The organism is Pseudomonas canadensis (assembly GCF_030980095.1).
Lineage (GTDB): Bacteria > Pseudomonadota > Gammaproteobacteria > Pseudomonadales > Pseudomonadaceae > Aquipseudomonas > Aquipseudomonas canadensis.
The window spans coordinates 721,551-735,000 of record NZ_CP133298.1 but is presented as its reverse complement, the minus strand read 5'-3'; the positions used below and the strand labels follow the sequence as shown (position 1 = coordinate 735,000).

Annotated in this window: 13 protein-coding genes; 8 read left to right on the top strand and 5 right to left on the bottom strand. The window is 59.9% G+C overall.

Annotation, left to right across the window (positions count from 1 at the left end):
• Window positions 1-40 precede the first annotated feature (40 nt).
• Together RB216_RS03230 and aptA are read right to left on the bottom strand one after the other, a co-directional pair.
• Entirely contained in the window at window positions 41-1,537 is a 1,497-nt protein-coding gene (locus RB216_RS03230; protein WP_068933797.1) for a CoA-acylating methylmalonate-semialdehyde dehydrogenase, read from the bottom strand.
• Window positions 1,538-1,576: 39 nt separating this feature from the next.
• A complete protein-coding gene (gene aptA, locus RB216_RS03225) occupies window positions 1,577-2,926 on the bottom strand; it encodes an omega-aminotransferase AptA (protein ID WP_068933799.1) in 1,350 nt (449 codons plus the stop codon).
• A 125-nt stretch (window positions 2,927-3,051) separates the two neighbouring features.
• Here aptA and RB216_RS03220 point away from each other — a divergent pair, with 125 nt between their 5' ends.
• The 6 genes from RB216_RS03220 to RB216_RS03195 all read left to right on the top strand — a co-directional run bounded on the left by RB216_RS03220 (window position 3,052) and on the right by RB216_RS03195 (window position 9,011).
• On the top strand, window positions 3,052-3,972 hold the full coding sequence (locus RB216_RS03220) for a LysR family transcriptional regulator (RefSeq protein ID WP_308908309.1): 921 nt from the start codon (window positions 3,052-3,054) through the stop codon (window positions 3,970-3,972).
• Window positions 3,973-4,052: 80 nt separating this feature from the next.
• Window positions 4,053-5,447: a uracil-xanthine permease family protein gene (locus RB216_RS03215; protein WP_308908868.1), complete on the top strand. Its 1,395-nt coding sequence runs from the start codon at window positions 4,053-4,055 to the stop codon at window positions 5,445-5,447.
• 87 nt (window positions 5,448-5,534) lie between these two features.
• Window positions 5,535-6,194, top strand: coding sequence for a TetR/AcrR family transcriptional regulator (locus RB216_RS03210; protein WP_028615619.1), 660 nt, complete (start codon window positions 5,535-5,537; stop codon window positions 6,192-6,194).
• Between the two features lie 12 nt (window positions 6,195-6,206).
• Window positions 6,207-6,788 (top strand): IMPACT family protein, encoded by a 582-nt coding sequence (locus RB216_RS03205; protein ID WP_028615618.1) that lies wholly within the window; start codon window positions 6,207-6,209, stop codon window positions 6,786-6,788.
• A gap of 35 nt (window positions 6,789-6,823) precedes the next feature.
• Window positions 6,824-7,510 (top strand): SDR family oxidoreductase, encoded by a 687-nt coding sequence (locus RB216_RS03200; RefSeq protein WP_028615617.1) that lies wholly within the window; start codon window positions 6,824-6,826, stop codon window positions 7,508-7,510.
• A 145-nt stretch (window positions 7,511-7,655) separates the two neighbouring features.
• Entirely contained in the window at window positions 7,656-9,011 is a 1,356-nt protein-coding gene (locus tag RB216_RS03195) for an 8-oxoguanine deaminase (RefSeq protein WP_122685909.1), read from the top strand.
• On the opposite strand, the gene RB216_RS03190 is transcribed toward RB216_RS03195, so the two are convergent.
• The gene (locus tag RB216_RS03190) at window positions 9,012-10,103 is read right to left on the bottom strand and encodes a calcium:cation antiporter (RefSeq protein WP_016977045.1); all 1,092 of its coding nucleotides are present in this window, start codon (window positions 10,101-10,103) and stop codon (window positions 9,012-9,014) included.
• Between the two features lie 194 nt (window positions 10,104-10,297).
• On the opposite strand from RB216_RS03190, the gene RB216_RS03185 reads away from it, so the two are divergent.
• Window positions 10,298-11,251, top strand: coding sequence for an adenosine deaminase (locus RB216_RS03185; protein WP_027607950.1), 954 nt, complete (start codon window positions 10,298-10,300; stop codon window positions 11,249-11,251).
• A gap of 24 nt (window positions 11,252-11,275) precedes the next feature.
• On the opposite strand, the gene RB216_RS03180 is transcribed toward RB216_RS03185, so the two are convergent.
• Window positions 11,276-11,965 carry an ArsR/SmtB family transcription factor gene (locus RB216_RS03180; protein ID WP_028615614.1) on the bottom strand — a complete coding sequence of 230 codons (690 nt, stop codon included), beginning with the start codon at window positions 11,963-11,965 and terminating at the stop codon, window positions 11,276-11,278.
• Window positions 11,966-12,102: 137 nt separating this feature from the next.
• The gene (gene vimR / locus RB216_RS03175; RefSeq protein ID WP_028615613.1) at window positions 12,103-13,029 is read right to left on the bottom strand and encodes a transcription regulator VimR; all 927 of its coding nucleotides are present in this window, start codon (window positions 13,027-13,029) and stop codon (window positions 12,103-12,105) included.
• 117 nt (window positions 13,030-13,146) lie between these two features.
• Here vimR and RB216_RS03170 point away from each other — a divergent pair, with 117 nt between their 5' ends.
• Window positions 13,147-13,440 carry a putative quinol monooxygenase gene (locus tag RB216_RS03170; RefSeq protein WP_028615612.1) on the top strand — a complete coding sequence of 98 codons (294 nt, stop codon included), beginning with the start codon at window positions 13,147-13,149 and terminating at the stop codon, window positions 13,438-13,440.
• The last annotated feature ends 10 nt before the right edge of the window (window positions 13,441-13,450 follow it).

Sequence of the window (13,450 nt, the reverse complement as noted above, 5' to 3'; positions counted from 1 at the left end):
ACGCGAAAGCCGGCCCCGAGGGGCCGGCTTTCAGCTTGCCTTAAGACAAGCTAGGGAAAGCAAATTGCGACGCTTCATGGCTGGCCCGCTGCGGCCAGCGCTGGGTGATCGCTTTGCGACGGGTATAGAAACGCACCCCATCCGGCCCATATGCATGCAGGTCACCAAACAGCGAACGCTTCCAACCACCAAAGCTGTGATACGCCACCGGCACGGGCAGAGGAACGTTCACGCCGACCATGCCCACTTCAATCTCGTCACAGAACAAACGCGCCGCTTCACCATCTCGGGTAAAGATACAGGTGCCGTTGCCATATTCGTGATCGTTGATCAGCTGCATCGCCGCTTCCAGGCTATTCACCCGCACCACGCACAGCACGGGCCCAAAGATCTCTTCCTTATAGATACGCATCTCTGGCGTCACACGATCAAACAGGCTGCCACCGAGGAAGAAACCCTCTTCATGTCCGACAACACTCAAGCCACGACCATCAACCACCAGTTGGGCACCCGCCGACACGCCGTCTTCTATATAGCCACTGACCTTGTCTCGGGCTTGCCCTGTCACCAGCGGCCCCATATCCAGGCCGCAGGAAGTGCCCGCACCGATTTTCAGCGCCTTGACCTGCGGCACCAGTTTGGCAATCAACGCATCCGCTACCTGGTCGCCCACGCACACGGCTACCGAGATCGCCATGCAGCGCTCACCGCAAGAACCATAAGCAGCGCCCATCAACGCGCTGACGGCGTTATCCAAATCCGCATCCGGCATCAGCACCGCATGGTTCTTCGCACCACCCAGTGCCTGCACGCGTTTGCCACGCTTGGTCGCTTCCGAATAGATGTACTCGGCAATCGGCGTCGAACCCACGAAGCTCAACGCTTTCACTTCCGGCGCTTCAATCAGCGCATCCACTGCGCCCTTGTCGCCGTGCACCACACTCAGCACACCTTTAGGCAGACCGGCTTCCTGCAAAAGCTGCGCGATCAACAGTGTGGAGCTCGGATCACGCTCCGATGGTTTCAGGATGAAACAGTTACCGCAGACAATCGCCAGCGGATACATCCACAACGGCACCATCGCCGGGAAGTTGAACGGCGTAATGCCAGCGACTACGCCCAGTGGTTGAAAATCCGACCAAGCATCAATATTCGGTCCTACGTTACGGCTGTACTCGCCCTTCAGAATTTCCGGCGCAGAGCACGCGTACTCGACGTTTTCGATCCCCCGCTTCAGTTCACCCGCGGCATCTTCCAAGGTCTTGCCATGCTCTTCGCTGATCAACTGCGAGATACGCGCTTCGTTCTGCTCCAGCAATTGCTTGAAACGAAACATCACCTGGGCACGCTTGGCCGCTGGAGTATTACGCCAGGCCGGGAACGCCGCCTTGGCCGAGTCGATTGCCTGTTGAATGGTTTCACGGCTGGCCAACGGCACTTGGTGGATCACCTGGCCGGTGGACGGGTTGTACACGTCGGCACTGCGACCGCTGTCGTTGACCAACTCACCGTTGATCAAATGCTGGATAAGGCTCATGCGGGGCTCCTGAAAAGTTGTTCTATATAGAAGGAGAAATCAGTCGATCTTGTTCAGCACTTCGCCGACCGCATCGAACAGGCGATCCAGGTCCTGTGGCTTGCTGTTGAAGGTTGGCCCGAACTGCAGGGTGTCACCGCCAAAACGCACATAGAAACCGGCTTTCCACAGAGCCATGCCGGCCTCGAATGGGCGCACGATCGCATCGCCGTCACGCGGGGCAATCTGGATCGCACCGGCCAGGCCGTAGTTGCGGATATCGATCACGTTCTTGCCGCCCTTCAGGCCATGCAGCGCATTCTCAAAGTGCGGTGCGACCTCAGCGACGCTCTGCACCAGGTTTTCCTTCTGCAACAGGTCCAATGCCGCCAAGCCGGCGGCGCAGGCGACAGGGTGCGCCGAGTAGGTGTAGCCGTGGGGGAATTCCACCGCGTACTCGGGCGTGGCTTGGTTCATGAAAGTCTGGTAGATCTCGCTGCTGGCAATCACCGCACCCATCGGGATCGCGCCGTTGGTGACTTGTTTGGCGATGCACATCAGATCTGGGGTCACGCCGAAGCTGTCAGCACCAAACATCGAGCCGGTACGGCCGAAGCCGGTGATCACTTCGTCAAACACCAGCAGGATGTTGTGCTGGTCGCAGATCTCACGCAGACGCTTGAGGTAACCCTTTGGCGGGACCAGCACGCCCGCAGAACCTGCCATTGGCTCGACAAAGACAGCGGCGATGTTCGATGCGTCATGCAACTCGATCAGCTTGAGCAGCTCATCCGCCAGCGCGATACCGCCCTGCTCCGGCATGCCACGGGAGAAGGCGTTGCTCGCCAGCAAGGTGTGCGGCAGATGGTCAACATCCATCATCGCCTGACCAAACATCTTACGGTTGCCGTTAACGCCGCCCAGGCTGGTGCCGGCGATGTTCACGCCGTGATAACCACGGGCGCGACCGATCATTTTGGTCTTGGTCGCCTGGCCTTTCAGGCGCCAGTAGGCCCGCACCATCTTCACCGCGGTATCGGCACACTCGGAGCCGGAGTCGGTGAAAAACACATGATTCAGGTTGCCAGGGGTCAGGTCAGTGATCTTTTCCGCCAGTTGGAAGGACAACGGATGACCGTATTGGAAGCCTGGCGAATAGTCCAGAGTGCCCAATTGCTTGGCCACCGCTTCCTGTATTTCCTTACGGGTATGCCCGGCGCCACAGGTCCACAGCCCCGACAACGAGTCGTACACCTTGCGCCCCTTGTCATCGGTCAACCAGCTACCCTCGGCCGCCACGATCAGGCGCGGGTCACGCTGGAAGTTACGGTTGGCGGTGTACGGCATCCAGTGCGCGTCCAGCTTCAATTGGCTGGCCAGGGACGATGGGGCGTTTTCGGGCATGTTCATCAGCAAAACCTCGCGGGGCAAAAGGCAGCGTCGGGATTGAAAAGCGTTGTTGCAGCTAAATTGCCATGGCGATAAAGTCGGTGAAATTCAACTCTTCTAACCTTCAGTCAGGCCTTCACTAAACTATGAGCAGCCGTCGACCCGATCCCCTGGCTCAAGTCAGCGACTTCGATATCCGCCTGCTGCGCATCTTTCGCAGCGTGGTCGAATGCGGCGGCTTCTCAGCGGCGGAAACCGTGCTGGGCATCGGGCGCTCGGCGATCAGCCAGCAAATGAGCGATCTCGAACAACGGCTCGGATTAAGACTGTGCCAACGCGGCCGCGCCGGCTTCTCGCTGACCGAAGAGGGCCGCGAGGTCTACCAATCCGCCCTGCAACTATTAAGTGCCCTGGAAAGCTTCCGCACCGAGGTCAACGGCTTGCACCAGCACTTGCGGGGCGAGTTGATCATCGGCCTCACTGACAACCTCGTCACCCTGCCCCACATGCGCATCACCCATGCGCTCGCACAGCTCAAAGAGCGCGGACCGGACGTGCAAATCCAGATCCGCATGATCGCCCCCAACGAAGTCGAGCAAGGCGTACTCGACGGCCGCCTGCATGTGGGCGTGGTGCCCCAGGCTAGCGCCCTGTCGGGATTGGAATACCAGCCGCTGTACAGTGAGCGTTCACTGCTCTACTGCGCCGTTGGGCACCCACTGTTCTACGCCGACAACAAGCAGCTGGGCGACGCACGCATCGATGCCCAAGACGCGATCGCCCCAACCTTCCGCCTGCCCGCCGAGATTCAGGCCCATTACCAGGCCCTAAACTGCACCGCGAGCGCTTCGGACCGGGAAGGCATGGCCTTCCTGATTCTCACCGGCCGCTATATCGGCTACCTGCCCGACCATTACGCCAGCCTGTGGGTACAACAAGGACGACTGCGTGCGCTGAAACCGACTACACGTTTTTACGATTTAAGCCTCGCATCGGTCACGCGCAAGGGCCGACGCACCCATTTGGTGCTGGAAAGCTTCCTGGAAAGTCTCGCGGCAACCCGCTAACTCGGCCTAGCAGCTAAAAGCTGAGCAGTTGGACAGCTTTTTGCAATAACCCAAGGACATAGACCTTGAGTTTGCCCGCCATGCCACCAGAAGCGTCCAACAGCAGCGACCTGATCTACGGCCTCAACGACCGCCCAAAACCTGCCCCGGCTTTTCTCGCCGCACTGCAACATGTGCTCGCTGCATTTGTCGGCATCATCACCCCGCCGCTGATCATCGGCTCCACCCTGGGCCTCACTGCCCATTTACCCTACCTGATCAGCATGGCGCTGATGGTCTCCGGCGTAGGCACCTTCATTCAGGCGCGTAGGCCATTTGGAATCGGCGCCGGGATGATCTGCCTGCAAGGCACCAGCTTTGCGTTTCTCGGTGCAGTGCTATCGGCCGGATTCCTGGTGAAACAACGCGGTGGCAGCCCGGAAGACATCATGGCGATGATCTTTGGGGTGTGCTTTTTCGGCGCTGTAGTGCAGATCGTGCTGAGCCGCTTTATCGGCCAGTTGCGTCGAGTCATCACGCCCTTGGTGACCGGGATTGTCATCACCCTGATCGGCATCAGCTTGATCAAGGTCGGTATCACTGATCTCGGCGGCGGCTTCAACGCCCCCGACTTCGGCGCGCCCACCAACCTTGCGCTGGGCGTGTTCGTCGTTTTGACGATCATTCTGCTCAACCGCTCCAACACACCTTGGGTACGCCTCTCTGCCATCATCATCGGCTTGGCCCTCGGCAGTCTCGCTGCCTGGTTCAGCGGCAAACTCGTGCCTCAAGCCCTGCCCGACCTGCCTCTGGTCAGCCTGCCCATCCCGTTTCGCTTCGGTTTCAACTTCGACTGGAGCGCTTTCCTGCCGATTGCGCTGATTTATCTGATCAGCAGCATCGAAACCGTCGGCGACCTAACCGCCAACTGCATGATCGCCCGCCAGCCCATCAGCGGCCCTTCTTATATAAGCCGGCTTAAAGGTGGCGTACTCGGCGATGGCGTGAGCTGCATGATCGCTGCGACATTCAGCGCCTTCCCTAACACCACCTTTGCGCAGAACAACGGCGTGATCCAACTTACCGGCGTGGCCAGCCGTTACGTCGGCCTATACATCGGTGTGGTGCTGTTTTGCCTCGGCTTGTTTCCATTGATTGGCGCGATACTGCAACAAATCCCCAAACCCGTATTGGGCGGCGCCACCCTGGTGATGTTCGGCAGTGTGGCCGCCGCCGGCGTGCGCATCCTTGCCCAGGCACCGTTGGACCGGCGTAGCATGCTGATCATCGCCACCTCGTTTGGCGTCGGCCTGGGCATCGCAGCGCAACCGAACCTGCTGCACCTGATGCCGACGCTGGTACAGAACTTGTTCGACTCCGCCATCACCAGCGGCGGGTTGACCGCGATTGTGTTGTGCCTGTTATTACCCGAAGCCAAAGCAACCGCGACTGCCGCAAACTACACTCCGGAAAGCGACACCCTGGAACCGCTTTGACGGTTTTATTGCATCAGGACTTGTCTGAGGCTTGAGGGTGGGTTATCTGTGCACACGTCGTCTCTATCGATCAGCACGGAAACCTCCATGAGCCTCGAAGTTCCTGCCCACAGCAACCACGCCGGTAAGCCCGCCAGCCGCATTCGGCAAAAGAACGAACAAGCGATTCTCCAGGCTGCTGAAGATGAGTTCGCGCGCCATGGCTACAAAGGCACCAGCATGAACACCATCGCTGCCAGTGCCGGGTTGCCCAAGGCCAACTTGCATTACTACTTCACCAATAAGCTGGGCCTGTACATTGCGGTGCTCAGCAACATCCTCGAACTGTGGGACAGCACCTTCAACACGCTGACCGCCGAAGATGACCCGGCCGTCGCCCTCACCCGCTACATCCGTACCAAGATGGAGTTTTCGCGCCGCCAACCCCAGGCCTCGCGAATTTTCGCGATGGAAATCATCAGCGGCGGCGAATGCCTTACCGAATATTTCAGCCAGGACTACCGCGCCTGGTTCAGTGGCCGCGCGGCAGTGTTCCAAGCCTGGATAGACGCCGGCAAGATGGACCCGATCGACCCCGTGCACTTGATCTTCCTGCTGTGGGGCAGCACCCAGCACTACGCCGACTTCGCCACCCAGATCTGCCGCGTCACCGGTCGCACCAAGCTGACCAAGCAGGATATGGAAGACGCCGGCACCAACCTGATCCACATCATTCTCAAAGGCTGTGGCGTCAAGCCCGCCTATTAAACGAAGCGACTTATGCCTTTCACGCTCACCGGCCTTTGCGAGTTTCGAGAAGAAATACGCAAAAGCCGATTCATTACCCTCGCCGGCCCCATCACCAGCCCACAAGATGCCCAGGCGTTTTTCGAGCAGCACAGCGACTTGAACGCCACGCACAACTGCTGGGCCTGGAAGCTCGCTGACCAATACCGCAGCAATGACGACGGCGAACCCGGTGGCACCGCTGGACGGCCGATTCTGGCGGCCATCGAGGCACAAGGGTTTGATCAGGTCGCGGTGCTGGTAATTCGCTGGTACGGCGGCATCCAATTGGGCACCGGCGGCCTGGCCCGCGCCTACGGCGGAGGCGCCAATAAATGCCTGCAAAATGCCGAACGCATCGAACTGATCAGCCGCGTGCCCTTGAGTTGCGCCTGCGCTTTCGCCGAGCTGAACCTGGTTAAACTGCGCGTCGCTGAACTGGGCGGGCTGGTGGTCGAAGAAACCTTCACCGCCAACGGCGTCGAGTTGCAGCTCGCCTTGGGCGAAGCACATATCGATACCCTGCAAATTCAACTCGCCGACCTCAGCCGTGGGCGTATCCTGCTACAACGCTGAACACCCTGAACCGCGACTCTAAAAGGAAGCTTTTCATGTCTACGCCAAAAACCGCATTGATCATCGGCGCCTCGCGCGGACTGGGCCTTGGCTTGGTCAAGCAACTGTTGCAGGACGGTTGGGACGTGACCGCCACCGTGCGCGATCCGAGCAAGGCCGATGCCCTGAAGGCCGTCGGCCCAGTAAAGATCGAAAAACTCGACATGGACGACCAGCAAGCCGTGATCGCCCTGAGCCAACGCCTGAAGGAACGGACCTTCGACCTGCTGTTCGTCAACGCCGGAGTCAAGGGCCCCGCCAATCAAGAGCCGGGCCACGCCACCTTGGCAGAAGTCGGCCAACTGTTCTTCACCAACGCCGTAGCGCCGATCAACCTGGCCCAGCGTTTTGTCGGGCAAATCCGTAAAGACAGCGGCGTATTGGCCTTCATGAGTTCGGTACTGGGCAGCGTGACCATCCCCGACGGCTCCGACCTGGCGCTGTACAAAGCCAGCAAGGCGGCACTCAACTCCATGACCAACAGCTTTATTACCCAGCTGGGCGACCATAAGTTGACCGTGCTGTCGTTGCACCCAGGCTGGGTGAAGACCGACATGGGCGGTGAAAACGCACACATCGATGTCGACACCAGCGTGCGCGGCCTGGTGGACCAGGTGAACGCCTACACAGGCAAAGGCGGCCATCATTTCATCGATTACAAAGGCGACACCATCGCCTGGTAAAACCCTGAGGATCGTTATCGACCGATTGCCGTCGGTAACGATCCGCGCGTAGACTGCCCCCTCGCCTTTACCGGCGACCCTGGATCAGCAGACAGGGCAACACTGAGCTGGCAAACCTGAACCCATCATTCAGAGGAGCCGGCCAATGCCTGCGACCCGTATCTGGTTAAAAAACCCCCTCGCGATTTTCACGGCCAACGGCCTCGACGCCCGTGGCGGCCTGGTGCTGCAAGACGGTGTGATCAGCGAAGTGCTGGCCCAAGGCCAAGAACCCGCGCTGCCCTGCGCCCAAGTGTTCGAGGCGCGTGAGCATGTGGTCTTGCCGGGGCTGATCAACACTCACCACCACTTTTATCAAACCCTGACTCGCGCCTGGGCGCCGGTGGTCAATCAGCCATTGTTTCCCTGGTTGAAAACCCTGTACCCGGTCTGGGCACGACTCACCCCGGAAAAGCTCGCTCTCGCCAGCAAAGTCGCATTGGCCGAATTGCTGCTCTCGGGCTGCACCACAGCGGCGGACCACCACTACTTGTTCCCCGACGGCCTGGAAAACGCCATCGACGTACAAGTGGAAAGCGTCCGCGAGCTGGGCATGCGCGCCATGCTCACCCGTGGTTCCATGAGTTTGGGTGAAGCCGACGGCGGCCTGCCACCGCAACAGACGGTGCAGCAGGGCCAAGTCATCCTTGAAGACAGTCAGCGTCTGATCCGCGAATACCACCAGCGGGGTGACGGCGCGCAAATCCAGATCGCCCTGGCGCCCTGCTCACCGTTTTCCGTCACCCCGGAAATCATGGAAGCCAGCGCCGAACTGGCCAACCGCCTGGATGTACGCCTGCACACCCACCTGGCCGAAACCCTCGACGAAGAAGATTTCTGCCTGCAGCGCTTCGGCCTGCGCACCGTGGACTACCTCGACAGCGTCGGCTGGCTCGGCCCACGTACCTGGCTGGCTCATGGCATTCACTTCAACCCGGATGAAATTGCGCGCCTGGGCGCTGCAGGCACCGGCATCTGCCATTGCCCAAGCTCGAACATGCGCCTGGCGTCCGGCATCTGCCCGACCCTGGACCTTCTCGCGGCCGGCGCGCCTATCGGCCTGGGTGTGGACGGTTCCGCGTCCAACGACGCGTCGAATATGATCCTTGAAGCGCGCCAGGCTTTGTACATCCAGCGCCTGCGTTACGGCGCGGAAAAGATCACCCCGGAAGGCGTGCTGGGCTGGGCAACCAAAGGATCGGCGCGGTTGCTGGGCCGTACGGATATCGGTGAATTGGCCGTCGGAAAACAGGCCGACCTGGCGCTGTTCAAACTCGACGAGCTGCGCTTCTCCGGCAGCCATGATCCGATTTCGGCGCTGCTGTTGTGCGGCGCCGACCGTGCGGACCGGGTGATGATTGCAGGCAAATGGCGCGTGATCGACGGCCAGGTCGAAGGCCTGGACCTGAAAGGCCTGATCGCCGATCACACCCAGGCCGCGCGGCAGTTGATCGCTGGCTGATTACAACCCCAACAGCGACAGCATGATAAAGGTCGCAAACAGCACGAAATGGGTCATCCCTTCGATGGCGTTGGTTTCGCCATCGTTGAGGTTGATCGCACTGACGATCAACGTGATAAACACCATCACCGTTTGTACCGGCGTCATCGCCATCTGGAACGGCTGGCCGGTGTAGAGCGCCATTGCCTCCATCACCGGCACCGTCAGGATCACCGTCGACAGCGAAGCACCCAACGCAATGTTGACCACCGACTGCATGCGGTTGGCCAACGCGGCGCGCAATGCCGTCAGAATCTCCGGCGCTGCCGAAATGGCCGCGACCACAATCGCCGTAATCACCGGCGGCGCCCCCGTGCCTTCCAGGCCGAGGTCCAGGGTCTTGGACATCACCTCGGCCAGCGCACCGATCACAATCACCCCAAACACCAGCGTACCGATGGAGAACGCCAGGTTGACCGGCGGCGCCTGCTCGTCTTCCGGCAACTTCTTGCGGCGTTTTTCCGGGTAGCTGTAGCTGAAGAAGTAACTGTGCGGCCCAACCTGCATGCGCAGGAACAGGGTGTACAACACCACCATCGCGCCAATGGTGAAGGCCGAATAGATTTTCCAGTCGGCTTCGGGGATGAATTCCGGCACCACCATCGACACACCCATGGCGGTGAGGATCATCACGCTGTAGGTGCGGGCCGAATCATCGTTGTAGGACTGTTCGCCATGCTTGATGCCGCCCATCAGCGCTGCCAGGCCGAGGATGCCGTTGATATCGAGCATCACCGCCGAATAAATGGTGTCCCGTACCAGGGTGGGCGACGGCTCGTTGCTCATCATGATCGCCAGGATCACCACTTCCACCAGCACGGCGGCAAGGGTGAGGATCATGGTGCCGTAGGGGTCACCGACCTTTTCCGCCAGTTGCTCGGCATGATGGGCCACGCGCATCGACGCCACCACGATAAAACCGATCAGCACCACGCCGGCCAACAACGCCGTGATCTGCCCGCTGTGCAGCATCCAGTGCTCCAACGGGTAGGCGGCGATGGCAGCAATCAGCGCCAGCAGCATGAATTTTTCTTGCTTGAGAGATGTGAGCATTCCGGGCCTTTTAGTGCGGCAAATCAGTCATTGATGGGGTACAGACTGCGTCACGCCGCTAACGTTTCGTTACACCTTAGTTCACGCGGCCCTTGCGCGAATGCAACGAAAACGATCCTGCTGGTCAGGTTTTGCCGATTATTTCGGCCATGGCCTGTAGAATGCCGCCATTGCACCTGATGAGAATTTAGAAAATGTACGATTGGCTCAACGCCCTGCCCAAGGCTGAACTGCACCTGCACCTGGAAGGCTCGCTGGAGCCTGAGTTGCTGTTTGCCCTTGCCGAGCGCAACAAGATTGCGCTGCCGTGGAACGACGTCGAAACCCTGCGCAAGGCTTATGCCTTCAACAACCTGCAAGAGTTTCTCGACCTGTATTACAAGGGCGCCGATGTACTGCGCACCTCCCAGGACTTCTACGACCTGACCTGGGCCTACCTGCTGCGTTGCAAAGCGCAGAACGTGATTCACACCGAACCCTTCTTCGATCCGCAGACCCACACCGACCGTGGCATCCCGTTCGAAGTAGTGCTCAACGGCATCGCTGCCGCATTGAAAGATGGCGAGCAGCAACTGGGCATCACCAGCGGCTTGATCCTCAGCTTCCTGCGCCACCTGAGCGAAGCTGAAGCCGAGAAAACCCTGGACCAAGCTCTGCCATTCCGCGATGCGTTCGTGGCCGTGGGCCTGGACAGCTCGGAAATGGGTCACCCACCGAGCAAGTTCCAGCGCGTGTTCGACCGTGCCCGCCACGAAGGTTTCCTTACCGTGGCCCACGCCGGCGAAGAAGGCCCGCCCGAGTACATCTGGGAAGCCATCGACCTGCTGAAAATCCAGCGCATCGACCATGGCGTGCGCGCTATCGAAGACGAGCGCCTGATGCAGCGCATCATCGACGAGCAGATCCCGCTGACCGTGTGCCCGTTGTCCAACACCAAGCTGTGCGTGTTCGATGACATGGCCCAGCACAACATCCTCGACATGCTTGAGCGTGGCGTAAAGGTGACGGTGAACTCGGATGACCCGGCGTACTTCGGCGGTTATGTCACCGAGAACTTCCACGCGCTGTACACCTCGCTAGGCATGACCCAGGACCAGGCCAAACGCCTGGCGCAGAACAGCCTGGATGCGCGCCTCGTAAAGCCATAACTGAGTAGAAAAGGATTGGCCATGTCATACAGACATGGCCAATCGGGTGATTTCCCTGTGTCCTGCGGCGTTGACCCGTAAAGCCTGGGAGTCATTGATCACGCTGATCCAATTCGACTGTAGAAACAGTTGCAACAACCCCGCTCCCAACGCACCGCCCAGGTGAGGTTGGGGCTGGCTCCAATCGAAACAATTACACACCAGCGGCGACGCCAGGGCTTGGGTAAAAATCCCCAGGTTTGCCAGGCGCTGCGCGCCCTTGACGGTGATATCGGCGCGCTGCTCATGGCACTCTATCCAACACGCGTCCAAAAGATGCTGATACAGCTGCGCCCCCAATTCCCCGCCGAGGTGGCCATGGCACAACCGCGCATGGCGTAACAACGCCGGGGCAACCAAGGCCGGCGTTAAAGCCTGCGGCCCACGGCGTGCGGCGCACGCCATGGTGGTCCTGGCCAAGGCATCAATAGCGGCGCTGACATCAGGCGCCGCGACACGGAACAAGCGCTTGCCACGCTGGGCTTCGACTCGCAGCACGCCACTTGCCGTCAGTCGCGCCAGATGCGCGTTGGCAGAGGTCGGTGACAACCCGGCAAGTGCTGCCAACTCGACGGGCGACTTGGCCGAGCCATCCATCAAGGCCCACAGCATGGCGGCACGTTTGGGTTCGGCGAGCAAGCTGGCGATCTGACTGATGCAAGGTGCAGCTTCCATCTTTTCACTCCCTGTCGATTTATTTTTCTGCTGAGGTAGGCACCAAAGTATAGGGGCGCAAACCGCCGGTTCCATCGCGTCTGACAGCGTAGAGAGGGACAGGAGCTGAGTGAATTTTCCTACTTTGATGGAGTCCGTTACGTCGCACTGGATCGCACTGGCAATTGGGCGGTCAATGTCGTACAGCGGGACACGAGCATTTCCCGCAGCAGATTGATGGGCTTGCTCAGTTGCGCACGATGGGCACACAACAGATTGAGCGGCGTGCGCTCACCCCGCAGCTCCGGCAGGATAAGCCGCAAGCGCCCGGCCAGCACGTCGGTACTCACATCCAGCCAGGACTTGTAGGCAATGCCCACACCCGCCACCGCCCAGCGGCGGACCACATCGGCATCGTCACTGAAGCGGTCGCCGGTGACGGTCAGGCTGATTTCGCGCTTGCCATCGTAAAAGGTCCAATGATCGTGGACCCGGCTGCCAAGCATGTACAACAGGCAATTATGCTGGGCCAGTTGCTCCAGGTGCCGAGGCTCGCCATAACGTGCGAGATAGCTGGGAGAGGCACACAGCACACGCACATTGTCTGGGGCGATGGGCAGCGCGATCAGGCTGGAGTCCTCAGGCTCACCATAGCGCAAGGCGATATCCACCGGCTGGCGGAACAGATCGGCAATCCGATCACCCAGCAACAGCCGCACGGTGAGTTGCGGGTAGTCACGCTGGAACTCATCCAACCACGGCAATAGCTGATTGCGCCCGAAATCCGACGGAGCCGACAATTGCAGCACACCGCTGACATGGTCCTGCCCGCTGGCCAACAAGCGTCGCCCTTCATCCAGCGAGCTTAAGGCCGCACGGGCATATTCCAGGAAGCCCTCGCCTTCGGCCGTCAGGCGCAGGCTGCGAGTGGAACGCGCCAGCAAGCGTGTACCCAGTTGCTGTTCGATCCGCTTGAGTGCCGCACTCGCTACCGCAGGCGACAGGTCCATCACCCGTGCCGCAGCGGACAAGCTGCCAAGGTCTGCCGCACGCACAAACAACTGCAAATCATCAAAACGCAGCATGCACTTGCACTCATTATCAAAGTTTTGTTGAAACAGACTGCTGTTTTAGCGGGTTTTATCTGCGCAGGAAATAGCCAATCATCTCTGCATCCGTTCATCACGTGTCTGGAGTTGAATATGACCACCGCCTTTAACGTCATCGCCACGCTGATCGCCAAACCCGGCCAACAGGCCACCCTGGAAACCTTGCTGCGCGGCCTGTTGGAACCCACTCGCCTGGAGGCCGGTTGCGAGCAGTACGACCTGCACCAGGATCTGCAACACCCCGAAACCTTCTACATGCTCGAACGCTGGAGCGACGACGCGGCGCTGGCCGACCACGACCAGAGCGCACATATCCAGAGCTTTCGCGCCAAGGCCGCTGATGTGCTCGAACACTTCGAGCTCAAGCGCCTGAAATTTCTCGCCTGATCCCGCCTTT